Here is a 16,296-nt window from a genome sequence, read left to right on the forward strand (position 1 = left end):
CCTCAGATTTTTGCAGGCTTATTAAGTAGTTAACGGCGGGAGGCGATTTCGGATTCGAGTAAACCTTTATCAATGAACCAACGATAGCTTTGGTTCGCCGCCTGCACTTCAGTCTGAGGCCCAAGCGTCAAGTCTGAAGCTTATGCTAAGGACTGAAATTACGATGTATATAGCGAGCCCCAACTGCAGTAGATATGGTCATCAACGTTGGTAATCCACGGTACGGGGCTGACACCGACGATCGACACGGTAGCGCTGTTGTTCTAAGAAGCAGAAATCGTACTTTCGCCTATCGTGCGAACTCTGGTGGGGGAATGCGCTGACGGCGCGCGCCAGCTGCTTTCCTCATCACCTCTTTCAAACGCTGAGCAGATCCTTCTAGCTCGGACGGCGACGCAAGGCTAATAGCAAGCATTAACGCATCACGACGTTTGTGTTTACCTTCCAAAATTTCAGAGAGGCTATTTTCCGGCTGAACTGGGTGCTTCATCGCTGCTGACCTCGATCTTCGGATCAAATTGGATGCTAGCACAAGCCTTACAACCCGCAGTCTTCCGTTGATCCCCTTTGCTTATGGAGGGTAATCCTAATTCGCCCAATGTTCATTTCATCTCGCTTGGCAGCTCCGTTCGAATCCGAGAAAACAGCTCGTCAAGGGTGATCGGATTGTCCTGAAGCAGATAACAGCCTACGAGGATGGTCAGCGGATGAACGTCCATTACAGATGCTAGCTCGTCTACCTTCTCGATCGTAGGGCTCTTCAGACCGCGCTCTAGGGTGCTGAGATAGGTACGACTACTGACGTCGGAGAAATCTTCCTGGGAAAGCTTTCTCTCCGATCTCAGCTTTTTCAGGGCCGTGCCAAAAGCCTGTTTCAGTTCCATATTGCCGACCTCGCAAAAGGAACGATGAAGCCTTCGCGAGCTCTATAGAGCTACAATCTATAGTGTTCACTTTTGGGGTGGAGCTATGTTCATCACTCACAAACCAGCAGAGATTTTCCTCGGCGCATACCTGGGTGATGACTCTACCCAGTACTGGCAGTACGTTGAGCAGACCACTCATTGTCCCTGGTTTTACGTCAGAGTAGGGCGACAACAAGGCGGTGAAGCGTTGACTAGTATGGTTATGCTTGCCAGCGTTTCAGCGCTTGAGAAGCTACTTAACGAACAGGGAGCAGACATCTGGCTGTTGGATGTGCAGTTGGTTTCACCGGCTTATCTGAACGGAAGTGACGGGTGGAAGATGGAGAGGCTGTTAGAGGTGCGCGAAATGGTGGATAACACCAGTGAGGAGGCGGCCTACGTGTATAGCCTGGAGGGAGGGCATACCTACACTGAGGCCTTGGGGTCCAGCACATCCGATTTGCAAAATCCTCGTATCATTTTTTCGGCTACACCGGCATCTCAGCAAGCATGAGACCAACACGCTCGAACGGTTAACGGCATCTTCGACGCGCTAGCGATTAGGCAATCTAGCCTGCCCGCCGAGTCAGTTGGCGGCGTTGGCAACCTTTCTGCCACTTACCGTTTCCGCAACGGAGTCAGTATGTTTTCGACATCCAATCCTTTCAGCAGACAGTTGTGCGCAATTGCCGACAGTGCTTCAAAGAGCTGGTCTCGCTGCTTTATCAAGTCGGCATTCTCCGCCTGCAGATTAGCAATACGTTCTTCGAGGCTTCTTCGGCGGCGGGCACCGTCTGGATCTCTCCCACTCTCCTTGAGTTGCGCGATACGGGCGGACTCGATTCGCATCCCACGGTCCCCCACTAAGGTAGCTCGGCTAGTCAGACCCAATCGACGCTGCACTTCGGGGCGCGAAATAGGCGCGTTCTCTAGTCCTAAGCTAATCATTTGGGCGAGGAGGGCGTCGATGGCCTCATCCAAGGTCCCGCCTCTCAAGGTCTGTCGATGAGCCATGGTCGCCTCTAATCATCTGAAACAGAGCTGTGCCGTTTGTCCGTGTCCGCAATCGTCATAGGATGCCCATTCGGAAATACGCGTTGCACACCTACATTGGTATCGCGTGCGAGGACGGATTTTAAATTGTTGAGCTTGTCTTCCTGGTCCATCAGCCATACATCGCTACTGGAGATGCGAGCAGCCGTTCCAGCACTGAAGATGCTTAGGGCAGGGCGCTTGGGAGAAATCGTGAATGCAACCTCCGAAGGGTGTTACGTGTAGCGCCGTGGCGTGTACGGTGAGGAATGCTTCTGCAGTTGTCGTGCCTTTATCTGACAGCAACGCATGGTAACTGTCGGTTAACGCGCCCTGAATGCGTTTATCTCTTATGCCTGTATGCAGAAAATCGATGCGCTCGTGATGGCTATTGAACGCCAAGAACTCGTGATGCGCAGCAGTGTTTTCCTCAATGCTTGTGTGTTGGTAGTAGACATTCTGGTCGAGGCGTTTTCGCCCTAAGGCCAATGCTTGCTGAACATCACTCATACCGGTCAGATGATAAATAGTGTTTCGCCAGTGTCGAGGTTGGTGGCTAGTCAGTCGAATAGGCGCGCCGTTAGATTCTGTTAATGATCGGCGTGAAAAAATGGATGGATATTTTTCATCGTTCCCCAACGCGCGGTTAATGTCCAAGAGTGTCACTCGACGCGGGATTACTCGAAACACATTTGCTTCCCGCCCACCGAGGCGGAATTGACCATCAAAATCTAGGCCTCGGCTTTCGGCGTAGGTGTAGAAAGCCTGAATCGAGCGCAGATGTGCCGCAGCCGTGTTGTAAGCTCGGTACCTGAGTTTGAGTTGAACGTAGATGAACGGAATGACTATGGGCAAAGGCGCTGCGTTACCAGCGTGCACGAGCAGCGGAACACGCTGACCTGAAGAGAAACGGCACTGAATCAGCTTCATCGGCAGCCACCACATTGAATGACTCGTCATGAACACGAAGGACATGGCCCGTTGAGAGAGTGGACGTCAGAAACGGATTTGTCGAATCAGTGGCTTAGACAGCTCATGAACATCTACGACATAGCCTGTCGTTTAACATAATATACATTATGCGAACCAAGCAGACTGTCCTTCAGGGGCTCTGTTCGGTGCATTTCACTAAGCGACATAGAACCAACCGCACCCCAGATTCAAAAGCAGCCACCGTCGCCCTCGCTGACCTGCCTTCGTTTGACCCTTGGGCCATCGGACGTTTACGGCGAGTCAGCACACCGTTCACCAACGCTGTGGTGAAATCGATAACGTTGCCCGTCGTAACGCAGTACTGGGAAACAAAAGCCCGGGCCGCCGACTTCGATATCAGGCCAACCATTACTGCCTTTGCTAGCGAGAAACTCAGCGACGCCGCTTTCTTTGAGCATGAGTTTCCAGTGACCGTCAGGTTGCTGGCTGACTAGATAAAATCCGGTACCTGCTTGCCCATAACAGTCAGTGCTGCCTTCGGTAATCAAGGCATCCGGCCGGCCGTCACCGTTCAGGTCTTCAACCACTTCCATGGTTGCCGGCGTGTAGCTACCTGTTGTTTCGATTTCGCACTCCGACGTCTCTTGGTTAAATCCAGCAGCGCGGAACGCTTTTATCTGCTCGCTACGCGGCAATTCATCGGCCAGCGCCGTGGCGCTGGTCACGAAACATGCCACCCATAGACCTGACGTAAGCCTTCCCCGCATATAGACCGCCCCCTTATAATATAAACAATAAATATAACTAAACTAAATGACTGTTTAGTTTAGTTATAAAAAAACCGCTCACATCCCCAAGCTCAACTACTAAACCTTCCTCGCCCCCGGACTCTGCCAAAACGACGGATCCGCACTTTTAAGCCGCTCTACCGCATTATTGATATGCTCCAGCGCCGCTTGCCGCGCGCCTTCTGGATCACGCGCGGCAATGGCCGCGTACACGGCAAAGTGCTCGGCCCGTACGGTCTTGGTCAGGTCTCGACGCCGCTCTTCGTTGGAGCGTGTGATGCGGATCGCCTCTTTGATGAATTGCGCGATGAACTCGTGCAATGACGGGTACAACGGATTGCCGGTCGCCTTGGAAATGGAGTGATGAAACGCCAAGTCTTCCTCAACCCCATCGCGGCTCCCCTGCTCCGCTGCATCAATGGCCTTGAGCGCATGGTGGATGGCTTCCAGTTGCGCCGGTGAGTGTCGCTGGGCCGCCAATGCCGCCGCCTCGCCTTCGATGCCGCGGCGCAGTTCGGTGACTCTCAATACAGCCTCGATCGACCCGCCGACATCCAGGTCAATCGTGAATGCCTTGATGTGTGCCCCTTCGCTGACCACCGTACCGCTGCCCTGGCGGACCTCGACCAGGCCGGCCGACTTCAGGCGCGAAATGGCCTCGCGGATGACCGTGCGGCTGACGCCAAAACGCTGCGAAAGTACCGGTTCGGTGGGCAGGCGATGCCCTGGCAGCGCTTCGCCGCTGGCGATATAGGCCTTGAGGGCCGCCGTCACCTGATCGGACAGTGTGCCCTTGGCGGAGTCCTTCAGGGTACCCAGCGTATCGGCACTACAGGAGGATTTGTCAGGAGTGGGCATAGACGACTCTGGCTCAAATCTGTGAAAGGTACTGCATTTTAGACCCGCCGTCCTCTCTGGATTTAGCCATTGAATTCGTATGACGTATTATGATAAAAAACGCCCCATCATGTAATCCGACACAAACAACGCCACCCACTATAAAAATAAGGATGGGGGAAACACATGACTGAATCAGTGATTCAAACCAGTGCCGTCGTACCCGCAGATCGCTTCGAGAACCTGGCGTATCGCAAAGTGGCGTGGCGGATCATGCCGCTGTTGTTGCTGTGCTACCTGGTCGCCTACCTGGATCGGGTAAACGTCGGTTTCGCCAAGTTGCAGATGTCAGACGATCTGCAATTTTCCGAAGCCGTCTATGGCCTCGGCGCAGGGATTTTCTTCATTGCTTACTTCCTCGTCGAGGTGCCCAGCAACCTGATCCTGCATCGTGTCGGCGCGCGGTTGTGGATCGCACGCATCATGATCACCTGGGGCATCATCTCCTCGGCCATGGCCCTGGTGACGACGCCGACATCCTTCTACATCATGCGTTTCCTGCTCGGGATCGCCGAGGCCGGGTTCTATCCGGGGGTCATCCTCTACCTGTCCTATTGGTTCCCGACCCACCGCCGCGGCAAGATGTACGCGCTGTTCGCCACCGCCGTGCCGCTGTCCGGGCTGATAGGCGCGCCGTTGTCCGGCTGGATCATGAGCGCCTTCAATGGGGTTCATGGATATGCGGGCTGGCAATGGTTGTTTTTCCTCGAAGGGCTACCCTCGATTGCTGTCGGCTTCCTGGTGGTTTTCTGCCTCAGCGACCGGATCTCCAGCGCTGGCTGGCTCACCCGTGAAGAAAAAACCCTGCTGCAGGCACGCATTGACGCAGAAGCCGTCGGCCACCAGAAACACAGCCTCAAAGAGGTGTTCCTACAGCCGCGTATCTGGCTGTTGACGGCCATCTACTTCTGCATGATCGCCGGTTTCTACACCGTCGGTTTCTGGTTGCCGACCCTTATCCGCCAGGCCGGTGTCAGCGATGTGTTCGAGGTGGGCATGCTCACCGCCATCCCTTACGCCGCCGCTGCTCTGACCATGATCCTGGTTTCGCGCAGTGCCGACCGGTTGCGCGAACGGCGCTGGCACCTGGCGTTGACCGCCGTGCTCGGGGGCATCGGCCTGTTCATCTCTGCGACCTGGAGCGACAACTTCACGGTGTCGATGATCGGCCTGACCCTGGGTTCGATGGGCGCCATGAGCACCCTGCCGCTGTTCTGGAGCCTGCCGACTGCGTTCCTTGGCGGTACGGCGGCGGCGGCCGGGATCGCCTTGATCAACTCCTGGGGCAACCTGGCGGGCTTCGTCTCGCCCTACCTGATGGGCTTCCTCAAGGACCTGACCCACAGCACCACAATCGGCATGTATGTGATGGCAAGCGCACTGTTCCTCGGCGCCCTGCTGGTCTTCAGAATTCCCGGAAAACTCGTCAACCGCTGACGTTTGGAGTAACTCATGAATATTCTCGTGACCGGTGCAGCCGGCTTCCTTGGCCGCCGCCTGATCGAAGCGCTGCTGCTGCGTGGTTCGCTCACCGACCGCACGGGCCAGTCCCGGCCCATCGAGCAGATTGTCGCGTTCGACATGGTCGAACTGACGGGGATCAATGACCCCCGGGTAAAAGTGGTGTGTGGCGATATCGCCAACGCCCATGTGCTGGAGCGCTTGATCGATGCCAATACCGACAGCATTTTCCATCTGGCTGCGGTGGTTTCCAGCCAGGCCGAAGCCGATTTTGAACTGGGCATGCGCATCAACTTCAGTGCAACCCAGCACATGTTGGAGCGCGTGCGCCAGCTTGGCACATGCCCAAAATGGGTGATGACCAGCTCCGTCGCGGTGTTCGGCGGGCAGTTGCCGGAACAGGTGCCAGATAACCAGGTATGGGCGCCACAAAGCTCCTACGGTACACAAAAAGCCATGAACGACCTGCTACTCGCCGATTACAGCCGGCGTGCATTCGTCGACGGTCGCAGCCTGCGCATGCCGACCATCGTCGTGCGCCCGGGCAAGCCAAACCTTGCAGCCTCCAGCTTCGCCAGCGGTATCATCCGCGAACCGCTCAGCGGCCAGACCAGCGTCTGCCCGGTACCACTGGACACCCGGCTCTGGCTGATGTCGCCTGCACAGGCCATTCGCAACCTGATCCATGGCCATGAACTGCGTAGCGAGCAGTTGACGGAGGGCCGAGTGATCAACATGCCGGGCCTGTCGATCACGGTAGAGCGCATGATCGACGCCCTGCGCCAGACAGCCGGCGCGCAAGTGGCCGAACGCATTCGCCTGGAACCCAATCAGGCGATCGAGCGCATCGTCGGTTCCTGGCCGGGCGCGTTTTGTGCCACCTACTCCCGGGACCTGGGCTTCACCGCGGATGAGCGTTTCACCGATGTGATCGAGCAGTTCATCCATGAATACCAGCCCGGCTAAACCCGCTTGAGGAGTTCGACATGTTGAATGCCCCTGCCCGGCCGCTGCTGGGTTGCATCGCCGACGACTTCACCGGTGCCACCGACCTTGCCAACATGCTGGTGCGCGGCGGCATGCGCACGGTGCAAAGCATCGGCATTCCCGCTGCCGATGTTGCCAACCAACTCGATGCCGACGCGATTGTCATCGCCCTGAAATCGCGCACGGTACCGGCCGCCGATGCCGTCGAGGAATCACTCCAAGCGCTGCACTGGCTGCGTGAACGTGGCTGTGAACAGATATTCTTCAAATACTGTTCAACCTTCGACTCAACGGCGGCCGGCAATATCGGCCAGGTCAGCGAAGCCTTGCTGCAGGCCCTTGGCAGCGATTTCACCCTTGCCTGCCCCGCCTTCCCGGAAAACGGCCGCACGGTGTTTCGTGGGCATTTGTTCGTTCAGGACCAATTGCTCAGCGAGTCGGGCATGCAGCATCACCCATTGACGCCCATGACAGACGCAAACCTGGTTCGCGTGCTGCAAGCGCAGACCCAAGGCAAGGTCGGCCTGTTGCGCCACGACAGCGTGTCCGCCGGCGTGGAGAGCATACGCGCGCGCATTGCTCAACTGCGCGCCGACGGTGTCAGCATGGCTGTCGCCGACGCCCTGTGTGATACCGATCTCTATCTGCTGGGCGAAGCCTGTGCGGACTTGCCGCTGCTCACCGGCGGTTCCGGGCTGGCGCTGGGCCTGCCGGGCAACTTCCGGCGTGCCGGTAAGCTGCGCGACCTGGACGCCGCGCACGTGCCCGAGGTCCGAGGCGCAGCGGTGGTACTTGCGGGCAGCGCTTCCCAGGCCACCCTGGGCCAGATCGCGAACTGGCTGCAGGCAGGTCGTCCGGCGATGCGGGTCGACCCGCTGGCGTTGGCGGCGGGAAAGCCGGTGGTTGAGGACGCACTGGCCTTCGCTGCCGACCATGCGCAAACTGTGCTGATCTACGCCACCAACACGGCCGACGAGGTCAAGGCGGTCCAGCGCGAGTTGGGCGCTGAGCGTGCGGGGCATTTGGTCGAGCAAGCCATGGGGCGGATCGCCAGCGGTCTGCGCGAGGCCGGCGTACGGCGCTTTGTGGTCGCCGGCGGGGAAACCTCGGGCGCCGTGGTCCAGGCGCTGAATATCCAGCTATTGCAGATTGGCGCGCAAATCGACCCTGGAGTACCCGCCTGCGTCAGCACGCCCGGGGAACCGCTGGCGCTGGCACTCAAGTCGGGCAATTTCGGCGGTGTGGACTTCTTCGACAAGGCTCTCAAGCAACTGGCAGGAGTTCCGGCATGAGCAACGAAAACACCCTGCGTGAAGAGATCTGTGACGTTGGCGCTTCGTTGTACACCCGTGGCTACACGGTGGGCAGCGCCGGCAACATCAGTGCGCGGTTGGAGGACGGCTGGCTGATCACCCCCACGGACGCCTGCCTGGGGCGCCTCGACCCGGCGGCGATAGCCAAGGTCAGCCTGGCCGGGGACTGGGTCAGCGGTGACAAGCCTTCCAAGACGCTGGCGCTGCACCGTCAAGTCTACGATCGCAACCCCGGGGTTGGCGGCGTGGTCCACACCCACTCCACTCACCTGGTGGCGCTGACCCTGGCCGGCGTCTGGCAGGAGGATATGATCCTGCCGCCGTTGACGCCTTATCAAGTGATGAAAGTCGGGCGCATTCCGCAGATCGCCTATGAACGTCCCGGCTCCCCCAAGGTCGCCGAGCGCGTGGCGCAGTTGGCTAACCTGGTGCGCGGTGTAATGCTTGAACGCCTGGGGCCGGTGATCTGGGAAAGCTCAGTGTCCAAGGCCAGCTACGCCCTGGAAGAGCTGGAAGAAACCGCACGCCTGTGGTTGATGAACCAGCCACGACCGACTCCCCTGCCTCAGTCTGCACTGGATGAGTTGCACGAGGTCTTTGGGGTTCAGTGGTAACCCAGGCCATACGATTGATTTTTCACCGCAGGAGTCTTCATGCCTCGTTTCGCTGCCAACCTCAGCATGCTTTACCCCGAACATGATTTTCTCGACCGTTTTGCCGCCGCCGCTAGCGATGGTTTCCGGGCCGTGGAATACATGTTCCCCTACGCTTATCCCGCGCAGCAACTCAAGCAGCGGCTTGACGACAATGGCTTGGTCCAGGCCCTGTTCAACGCGCCGCCCGGCGATATCGCGGCAGGGGAAAAAGGCACCGCATCCTTGCCCGGCCGCGAATCGGAGTTTCGCGCAGGTTTCGATCAGGCCCTGGAATATGCCGCCGTCCTGGGCAACGACCGCATTCACGTAATGGCCGGGCTGCTGGCAGACGAGGCCGATCGCGCCAGGCACCAGCAGACCTACCTGGAGAACCTCGACTACGCAGCGACCCAGGCCGCCAAAATCGGCGTCACCGTACTGCTGGAACCGATCAATACCCGGGACATCCCGGGCTTTTTCCTCAACCACCAGCATCAGGCGCACGCCATCTGCAAAGCGGTCGGCCACGCCAACCTGCAAGTCCAATTCGATATCTACCATTGCCAGATCGTCGAAGGCGACGTGGCGACGACGCTGCGCCGGGATTTCGCCGGCATCGGCCATATCCAGATTGCGGGCGTGCCGGATCGCCACGAACCGGACCTGCACAACGAGTTGAACTACCCCTATTTGTTCGAGCTGATTGACCAGTTGGGCTACACCGGCTGGGTGGGTTGCGAATACCGGCCACGGGGCAACACATCCCAAGGTTTGCAATGGCTGCGCGATTGGCAGGCGCGCTCGATTCAAGGCAGCCCAAGCTGAGATCGGTTTTTTAACCCGGCCCATGGCAACGCGTCCAAAGCTCGTCTTTACTCGTCCCAACGGATGAAGGCGCCCCTGGAGGTTTTGCATGAAGCTGTTGGCGATTGTGCTGTGCAGTGTGGTGCTGCTTGGCGGCTGCGATATCAGTTTCAACAACAGCACGCCCAAGGTCATGGCGTCCGATCCGGGGACACCGCAACAGCAACAGCAGGTATTGGATACTGCAGTGGTGTTTCTGGAGCTACTGGATGCGGGTAAGGCCGACCGCACCTGGCCAGCCGTCAGCCCGGTGCTGCAGGCGAAAACCTCCGAGTTGGTATGGGTCAATGGGCTCAAGGCCCTGCGCCTTGGTTTGGGGACACTGCACAAACGGGAACCGGCTGCCATTGGCTTTACCGAGCAGATGCCTGATGCGCCCGCCGGTAAATACGCGCTTATCGAGTTCGCCTCGACGTTCTCCACCACCACCGTCCGGGAAAAGGTGGTGTTTCGCAACGATGACCAGCAATGGCGTGTGGTGGGGTATTTCTTTAACAAGAGCGTCACTTTCGGTGGCGACCAGCAGAAAGCGTCCCAGCCCTGATTTTGGCTTTTAAGAATCGCCTGAGAGAATCCCCGGCCCCCACCTCCTACCATGCACCCCGAAGCCACTGCGAACATACCCAGGAAAGCTACGGGCCCTCATGTCACCACTCAACCACTGGCCATTGTGCCGTCCCTTGCTCTGGATCAGCGCGCTGATTGCAGCGCTGCTGGCCCTGGCGCCCTGCGCGCAGGCGGCGGTCAAGATTGAAGGCACGCGCCTGATCTACTTTGGCCAATTCAAAGAAGCCAGCATCAATATCGTCAATCAGTCCCCCAGCGAATTGGTGGTGCAAAGCTGGGTCACTGGGGACAACGATGATGCCACTCAACCGGTGCCCTTCGCCGTGGTCCAGCCGCTGGTTCGCCTGGATGCTCAACAGCATCACCTGCTGCGCATTCTGTACGCCGGCGAAGGCTTGCCCGGCGACGTGGAGTCGATGTTCCTGCTCAACGTCATGGAAATCCCGCTGAAACCGGAGACCGCCGACAGTGTGCAATTTGCCGTGCGCCAGCGTCTCAAGCTGTTCTATCGCCCGCCAGGGCTTGCAGGAAGTTCGTCCGAGGCCGTGCAGCAATTGGTGTGGAGCCGCACCGATGCGCAATCGGTAACCGTCACCAATCCCAGTGCGTTTCATCTGTCCCTGGTGGACGTGCAGAGCGATTCCGGCGGCCAGGTTCAGGCGTTGGAGGACTACGTATTGCTCAAGCCCGGGGAACGCAAGGTCTTCAGCACCAAGGCCCCCATCAGCGCCGGGAGCCAAATCAACTTTACCGAAATCACCGATATCGGCTTGCAGGCCCGCCATCGCGCGGCCCTCAAGTGATGGATCGCGGGGAATACCGACCTATGTCACCTCTTAAATACCTGCTCGTAGCCACCCTGCTTGCCTGCGCCGCCCTCCCCGCTACCAGCTACGCCCTGGCCTGCCGGGTGGACGGTAGCGGCGCGATCGCCGACACCGCTCCCCTGGGCACCGCATTGGCCGTGGCGGCCGATGCGCCAGATGGCACGATTATCTGGGAGTCCGGCCCTCGCTCGGTCAATGTGATCTGCGCAGACGACTACTTGCATGGGCGCGAGGAAGTGTATTTCTACTTGAACCCGGCAAGCGTCAGCATCGGCCAGGGTATTCGCGCCGGGATTCGCTATAACTCGGTGCCCATCACCCAAAGCAGCGGCAAGTACGGTACTGGGTTCTACTCCGACCGCGGTTGCACCCTGGCAAGTTGCGTGGGTTGGGACAAGGCCCGGTTCACCCTCAACTTCAGCGTATTTATCGAGAAGTTTGGTACCACCCCACAAAACGGCCAGGCCAGTACCCTGTCGCAATACCGGGTGTTTCAACTGGACGGTATTACCGGTCTCAACAACCGCCCCAACAGCAACCTCAACTACATCGTCACCGGCGTGAACGACATACGCTTCGTGCCCTGCACGCCCGACCTGACGATTACGCCCAATGTGGTGAGCTTCCCCAAGCCCTCGCGCAAGGCGCAGATCGGCGAAGTGGCCAGCACCGCAGCCTTCAGCTTGAGCCTGCGCAAAGCCTGCGATACCCCGTATACGGTGAGCGCGCGCTTCGCTACCACTCCGGGCGGCGGGAACGTGGTCAATGGCTTGTTGGTGCCCACCAACAACAGTTCCGTGGGCATCGCGTTGTCCTGGGACTATACGAACCAGAACCTGCCCTTCAATGAGTGGTTCCCCCTGGCCCAGATGAAGGGGGCCAACCAGACCACCCGCCAGGACTTCAGGGCGGACCTGAAGTGGCGCACCCTGCCCGTTCCCGGCGCGTTCGATGCGGCGGTCGTGGTCGATATGTTCTACAAGTAGATACGTGGCTGCTTTTAAGGATCGTCTTATGCCCAGGCGCTGGGTGGCCGATTAAAATCCGCCGATGCGATTTAAAAGTTATCTGCTGCAGATCAATCCTGTCCTTTCCCGCCCCGAAGCAGCCAGAAGGCTGCTTCGTCTTTTCGCCGCCGTGTTATTGGTCGGCATCTTGAGCGGTGTCTACACGTTCCTGCTGTCCACCTTCAACAATGACATCTCCCAGCGGCGTGGCTATATGAGTAGCGCCATTGCCGAGGCTCATACCTTCTTCACCACCCGTGAAGCACTGCTCGAAAGCCTGAGCCTGTCAGCGGTACGCAAATCCACCCAGGCCAAGGCCCAGGCTTACCCGGCCTCCAGCGAAGAGCAGCGCCTGCAACTGGGCAATGCCCCAGGCCATCAGTGGAGCATCTGGCTGACTTCGCGCATGCGCAGTTACCTGAAGACCAAGCAGGTCAACCTGCTCTACGTAACCGCCGGCCCCGATCCGCAACTGACCCGGCTCTATGACTCGACGCCGCAGGTACTGCCGTTTTCCAAGTGCATGCTCAACCGCCTCCGGGCGTTGAAGCAACACAACCCACTGGACCCCGGCGAACTCTGGCTCAGCGACCAAACCGAGGGGCACTCCCACCTCTACCTGTTCATTTTGCTGGATGAGCGCGATCCCGACTCCGGCTGGCTGGGCCTGGAGATGGAAAGCCAGGAAGTCTCCACAACCCTCAATGACCAGAGCGCGGGCGAGTTCATGATGCTCAACTCCCAGGGCATGCTGGTATTTACCAATAGCCATGACCCACGGCTGGACCAGTCCCTGCTCAAGCCCAAGGGCGAGAATTTTTTCGGGTTTGTCGGCGATGGCCTGGTGCCGGATCACCTGGTGATTCGCAAGCAACTGAAATCGTCGGACTGGCAACTGATGTACACGATCAACCTGCGCGATGTGGTGCGGGGGTTGTGGCGCGAGCTGCTCGGGTCGCTGGTGTTTTGCCTGTTCAGCGTCACGCTGATCTGGCTGGTGATGCGCCGGGTCAATCAACGCTTCATCATCCCGTCAATCAATGGCATCCAGGCGCTGATTGAAAGCGAAGCCTTCGGGCGCGATGTGATCCAGACCGCGCCGGTGGCCCTGTGTGTGCTGCGGCGCACCGACGGCCAGGTGGTACTGGAAAACACCCTGGCCCAGCAGTGGCTGGGCACCGGCCTGGAGCGTGAAACCCTCTGCGCCGGCTGGATCCGCCAGGCATTCGATGGTGAGCCCTCCGGGCACTGTGACTACTTCGAGACCCTCGACGGCCGCCACCTTTACCTCAGCAGTGCACCCACCCGCTATAGAGGCGAGGATGTGCTGTTTTGCGCATTCAGCGACATCAGCGCGCGCAAGCAGGTGGAAGCGGCCCTGGAAGAAGCCCGGCAATCGGCCGACGCTGCGAATGCCGCGAAAACCCTGTTCCTGGCGACCATGAGTCACGAAATCCGTACACCGCTGTACGGCGTGCTGGGCACCCTGGAACTGTTGGCCCGCACCCAGCTCGATGCCCAGCAAAAAGACTATCTGCATGCCATAGAGGGTTCTTCGGCCACCTTGCTGCAACTGATCTGCGATGTGCTGGATGTATCGAAGATCGAGGCCGGGCAATTGGCACTGGAACTGAGCGAGTTCTCGCCCCTGGACCTGGTCAATGAAATCATCCAGGGCTACGCCGCGGCCGCAATGGGCAAGGGGTTGCAGCTGTACGCCTGCTTTGACCCCAAGTTACCCGAGCGGCTGAGGGGCGATGTCACCCGCCTGCGGCAGATCCTCAACAACCTGTTGAGCAACGCGGTGAAGTTCACCGACTACGGGCGCGTGGTGCTGCGGGTCAAGTTGCTTGACCGCGACGACGAGCGCTCCAGCGTGTTGTGGCAAGTGTCCGACACCGGCAAAGGCATTGCCCAGGAAGACCAGGCGATGATTTTCGAGCCGTTCTATCAAAGCGAAGGCAACACCAACGTCGTCGCCGGTACCGGGCTCGGCTTGCCGATTTGCCAGCGCCTGACGCAATTGATGAATGGGCATATCCGCATGGTCAGCGAACTGGGCCTGGGCAGCAGTTTCAGCCTCACCCTGCCGCTCGAAGTGGCGCCCTGCGCGCCCATGAGCAGCTTGCTCGCCGAGACCGTCTACGTGGTTTCGCCCATTCCCGAACTCGCTCAATCCATCAGCGGTTGGCTGCGTCGCTGGGGCGCCCGGGCCCAGACCGGCCAGCCCACCCACCCCGACGGGCAACTGCTGCTGGAGCTGCATCCCGGCACTATCGAACAGCCCCTGGTGCCCGACTGGCCGGGGCCGGTGATCCTGGTCAGTGGCAACAGCAGCAATGGCCAGCATGCCGAGACCGGCGTGTGGCATGCCAACCTCAACCAGTTGAGCGCCATTCACCAGGCGGTCAGCCAGGCCCAGGGATTGTGGGTCGCCCGGGTCGACGAGCAGGTGCAAAAGCGTGAGTTGCGCAAGCTCGACCTGCATGTGCTGGTGGCTGAGGACAACGTTATCAATCAACTGATTTTGCGTGACCAGCTTGAGGAACTTGGGTGCACCGTGGAGTTGGCCTGCGATGGTCATGAAGCGCTGCAGTTGTGCAAGGCCTCACACTTCGACGTGGTACTGACGGATGTGAATATGCCCAGAGTCAACGGCTATGAACTAGCCAGGGAGTTGCGCAGCCAAGGTTGCGCGCTGCCCATCATCGGCGCAACCGCCAACGCCATGCGCGGCGAGGCAGACTTGTGCCTGGCCGCCGGAATGAACCATTGCCTGGTCAAACCCTTTGCGTTGCGGGCCCTCTTCAACTACCTGGAGCCCTACACACGGATCCCCCATGAAGCCCTATAGTATTTTGATCGTCGAGGACCATCCCCTGCAGCACCTGTACCTGCAGAACCTGCTCAATGAATTGGGCGACTTCATGCTGGAGTCCGCCCAGGATGGAAACGAAGCACTGGAGCGCTTGCGCCAGCGTGATTTCGACCTGGTGCTGACCGATCTGCTGATGCCGGGCATGGACGGTGTGCAATTTATCCAGAGCCTGGCGACCCTGCGTTGCAAGCCTGCCCTGGCCATCATGAGTGCCGCCTCCCGGCGTATGTTGATGGCGGCCAGCCTGGTGGCGAAAAATCTCGATGTGAAAGTCATCGGCCTGATTTCCAAGCCAGTCGCAGCCGACGCCTTGCGCAGCCTGGTCAGCCAGCTCAACCACAAGGACCGCAGCCCCTCCCCCGCGCCTGCCACGCCGCCGGCGATTGACCGGCACACCCTCCTCCAGGCCATGGGCAACGGGCAGATCCAGGCCTGGTTCCAACCGAAAAAATCCTTGGCCAACGGCCGGATTGTCGCCGCTGAAGCGCTGGTGCGGTGGATGAACCCCGAGCAAGGGGTGATGTTGCCCGCCGCGTTTCTGCCGGCGATCAAGACCTTCGACCTGGAAGAACGCCTGCTATGGCTGGTGCTCAAACAGGCGATCCTGGCCCAGGAACGCTGGCGCCAGCGCGGGTATGAGATTCCGGTGTCGATCAATTTGCCGACCCACCTGCTCAATAGCCATGACTTGGCAGACCGCCTGCTGGCGTTCGTCCTCGACCACCAAGGCATCCCGGGGATGATCTGCTTCGAGCTGATGGAATGCTCGGTGCCCCAGGACATCAGCAACTTCTACGCCGGCGCCTGCCGCCTGCGCATCAAGGGTTTCGGCCTGTCCCAGGACGATTTCGGCAAGGGCTACAGCTCTTACCTGAACCTGGTCTCGACCCCGTTTACCGAGCTCAAGATCGACCAGGCGCTGGTACAGGGCTGCCATGACAACGAAGGCATGACCTCGGCCCTGGCGAGCATCATCGCACTGGGCCGCAAACTCGGGCTGACGGTGGTGGCCGAAGGTGTGGAGACGCCCCAGCAACTGGCGTTGCTACGCAAAATCGACTGCACCCAGGTGCAGGGTTTTCTGATCTCCCATGCGGTCTCCTCAGAACAATTTCAACAACTGTTGAACAATGATGGCCCAGCGACATCTCATTAGCCCCCGGCTCGGATTTGTCTAACCTGTATAAGGAGTAAACTCCATC

The 16,296-nt window shown here is 59.1% G+C and carries 15 protein-coding genes; 11 read left to right on the forward strand and 4 right to left on the reverse strand.

The window, feature by feature from the left end; all coding sequences use genetic code 11:
* Nucleotides 1-602: 602 nt before the first annotated feature.
* Entirely contained in the window at nucleotides 603-884 is a 282-nt protein-coding gene (locus tag C5F71_RS26290; RefSeq protein WP_104912377.1) for a helix-turn-helix domain-containing protein, read from the reverse strand.
* 85 nt (nucleotides 885-969) lie between these two features.
* Here C5F71_RS26290 and C5F71_RS26295 point away from each other — a divergent pair, with 85 nt between their 5' ends.
* Nucleotides 970-1,419 (forward strand): hypothetical protein, encoded by a 450-nt coding sequence (locus C5F71_RS26295; protein WP_104912378.1) that lies wholly within the window; start codon nucleotides 970-972, stop codon nucleotides 1,417-1,419.
* A gap of 665 nt (nucleotides 1,420-2,084) precedes the next feature.
* On the opposite strand, the gene C5F71_RS26305 is transcribed toward C5F71_RS26295, so the two are convergent.
* The 3 genes from C5F71_RS26305 to C5F71_RS26315 all read right to left on the reverse strand — a co-directional run bounded on the left by C5F71_RS26305 (nucleotide 2,085) and on the right by C5F71_RS26315 (nucleotide 4,516).
* Entirely contained in the window at nucleotides 2,085-2,867 is a 783-nt protein-coding gene (locus tag C5F71_RS26305; RefSeq protein ID WP_256588019.1) for a hypothetical protein, read from the reverse strand.
* 293 nt (nucleotides 2,868-3,160) lie between these two features.
* Nucleotides 3,161-3,595 carry a hypothetical protein gene (locus C5F71_RS26310; protein WP_104912670.1) on the reverse strand — a complete coding sequence of 145 codons (435 nt, stop codon included), beginning with the start codon at nucleotides 3,593-3,595 and terminating at the stop codon, nucleotides 3,161-3,163.
* Nucleotides 3,596-3,736: 141 nt separating this feature from the next.
* Entirely contained in the window at nucleotides 3,737-4,516 is a 780-nt protein-coding gene (locus C5F71_RS26315) for a FadR/GntR family transcriptional regulator (RefSeq protein WP_104912380.1), read from the reverse strand.
* A 165-nt stretch (nucleotides 4,517-4,681) separates the two neighbouring features.
* On the opposite strand from C5F71_RS26315, the gene C5F71_RS26320 reads away from it, so the two are divergent.
* From C5F71_RS26320 to C5F71_RS26365, 10 genes are all read left to right on the forward strand, one after another.
* The gene (locus C5F71_RS26320; RefSeq protein WP_070994859.1) at nucleotides 4,682-5,992 is read left to right on the forward strand and encodes an MFS transporter; all 1,311 of its coding nucleotides are present in this window, start codon (nucleotides 4,682-4,684) and stop codon (nucleotides 5,990-5,992) included.
* A 15-nt stretch (nucleotides 5,993-6,007) separates the two neighbouring features.
* Entirely contained in the window at nucleotides 6,008-6,982 is a 975-nt protein-coding gene (gene denD / locus C5F71_RS26325) for a D-erythronate dehydrogenase (protein WP_104912381.1), read from the forward strand.
* Nucleotides 6,983-7,002: 20 nt separating this feature from the next.
* Entirely contained in the window at nucleotides 7,003-8,295 is a 1,293-nt protein-coding gene (gene otnK, locus C5F71_RS26330; protein WP_104912382.1) for a 3-oxo-tetronate kinase, read from the forward strand.
* On the forward strand, nucleotides 8,292-8,930 hold the full coding sequence (locus C5F71_RS26335) for an aldolase (protein WP_104912383.1): 639 nt from the start codon (nucleotides 8,292-8,294) through the stop codon (nucleotides 8,928-8,930). The genes otnK and C5F71_RS26335 overlap by 4 nt, the downstream gene beginning before the upstream one ends.
* Nucleotides 8,931-8,969: 39 nt before the next feature.
* Nucleotides 8,970-9,776, forward strand: coding sequence for a 2-oxo-tetronate isomerase (gene otnI, locus C5F71_RS26340; protein WP_104912384.1), 807 nt, complete (start codon nucleotides 8,970-8,972; stop codon nucleotides 9,774-9,776).
* A gap of 88 nt (nucleotides 9,777-9,864) precedes the next feature.
* Nucleotides 9,865-10,359 (forward strand): DUF4019 domain-containing protein, encoded by a 495-nt coding sequence (locus C5F71_RS26345; protein ID WP_092236701.1) that lies wholly within the window; start codon nucleotides 9,865-9,867, stop codon nucleotides 10,357-10,359.
* Between the two features lie 100 nt (nucleotides 10,360-10,459).
* Nucleotides 10,460-11,185 (forward strand): molecular chaperone, encoded by a 726-nt coding sequence (locus C5F71_RS26350; RefSeq protein WP_104912385.1) that lies wholly within the window; start codon nucleotides 10,460-10,462, stop codon nucleotides 11,183-11,185.
* Nucleotides 11,186-11,208: 23 nt separating this feature from the next.
* A complete protein-coding gene (locus tag C5F71_RS26355; RefSeq protein WP_104912386.1) occupies nucleotides 11,209-12,195 on the forward strand; it encodes a fimbrial protein in 987 nt (328 codons plus the stop codon).
* A 64-nt stretch (nucleotides 12,196-12,259) separates the two neighbouring features.
* Nucleotides 12,260-15,070, forward strand: coding sequence for an ATP-binding protein (locus C5F71_RS26360; protein ID WP_104912387.1), 2,811 nt, complete (start codon nucleotides 12,260-12,262; stop codon nucleotides 15,068-15,070).
* On the forward strand, nucleotides 15,057-16,250 hold the full coding sequence (locus C5F71_RS26365) for an EAL domain-containing protein (RefSeq protein ID WP_029291689.1): 1,194 nt from the start codon (nucleotides 15,057-15,059) through the stop codon (nucleotides 16,248-16,250). Before C5F71_RS26360 ends, C5F71_RS26365 begins: the two co-directional genes overlap by 14 nt.
* The last annotated feature ends 46 nt before the right edge of the window (nucleotides 16,251-16,296 follow it).

Source organism: Pseudomonas sp. LG1D9 (assembly GCF_002949995.1).
Classification (GTDB): Bacteria; Pseudomonadota; Gammaproteobacteria; order Pseudomonadales; family Pseudomonadaceae; genus Aquipseudomonas; species Aquipseudomonas proteolytica.